The sequence below is a fragment of the Arcticibacter pallidicorallinus genome (genome assembly GCF_003002875.1).
Classification (GTDB): domain Bacteria; phylum Bacteroidota; class Bacteroidia; order Sphingobacteriales; family Sphingobacteriaceae; genus Arcticibacter; species Arcticibacter pallidicorallinus.
Genome location: NZ_PVTH01000022.1, coordinates 1 through 1,213 on the forward strand (window position 1 = coordinate 1; position 1,213 = coordinate 1,213).

Annotated in this window: 1 protein-coding gene; it reads right to left on the reverse strand. The window is 53.5% G+C overall.

Annotated features, from left to right (window positions below):
• Positions 1–953: hypothetical protein (locus B0I27_RS17340; protein ID WP_106295716.1), on the reverse strand; the 953-nt coding region annotated here is incomplete at its 3' end.
• Positions 954–1,213: the final 260 nt, after the last annotated feature.

Genomic DNA, 1,213 nt, shown 5'->3' on the forward strand with positions numbered 1-1,213 from the left:
TTATCCGCTACGATCTTCGGAATCGACCTGGGTTTAGTCCGGGAGATCTCCTTCGGAACGTCCTCCTTATCCTTGCTCCTGACCTTCCCTGCCAGATCCCTGATCAGTCTGTTGCCTTCATAACCCACAAGTACCATATTCGCCAAGCGATGCTCCTGTATGCCGCTTAGCGCCTGATCCATCGGCTTTCCCGGAAGTTCCCCAGCCTCTTCTGCTGCAAATGCGGCGATCAGCGCGCAGGGACTGAATTCCCTGCTGTTCAATAATAAACGTTCGCCCTGCGCCAAGGTATCACTATACGCCATCAGCGTCATGCTGAGCAGCAGGATCTGATCTTTGGGCGGCTCCGTTTGGAAAACGATCTGCCGGGCCTCCAGCTTTTCATTATAAGCGAACTCCACATCCTTAAACTCCAGGTATTCATAGTACTCCCTGCGGAAGTTGAAGCCTATCAAACGCAGGCGAATGCGGTACCGGCCGACCTGCTTCTGTATCCAGGAAGGCGGACGGATCGCAGTTTTACCCGCTATGGCAGCCAGCGACACGGTGATCTTACCCTGTTCGTCCCGGCTCACCTGATGGCTTACCTGTAAGACCTCACTGAGCTTGCTTTTGATGTTGAATTCCATCCCCTCCAGGCAACTCAAGTCCCCGTCATGCAGGTCCCGATGCCCCCTATAGCCTGTCAGACTGTTGCGGATGCTGCGGTACACCAGCTGCGTGCAGCGGGCTGCCGCCTCTCCGTCGCGGTGCAGGTAAGCCGGCTCAAATGCCGAGCGGATCACCCCTGCCGTTGAGCTCGACAGGCCAAATTCTGTGGCGGCTTTGATGCTGTCTTCGGTTTGTTCGAATTTCCGGGGTTTCCCCTGGATGATGTTCATGCCGCGGTAATTGCGGTAGATGACGGAGCCTGCCGTTCCGCTGACCATCCCTTTGCTGTTAACTTTTGCCATTGTCTTATGATTAGGATGGCAAGATCGGAAGCGGAACAATCCGCGACGATTTTTTGGCCAAAATCGACAAAATTTTATGCTATTTTTAAAAAAACATGGTGCAAATGCCGTCTACCGGGTAAAACCCTCTTTGCTGTCCGAATGCATTTCGGGCAGCTAACGGCCGGGATAAGTCCCACTTACAGATACTGCAGTCGGACTTATCTCAGTAGGACGTCCCGTTCTTGTCCCCATCATTCCAAGCACGATTAAGGCAGGGA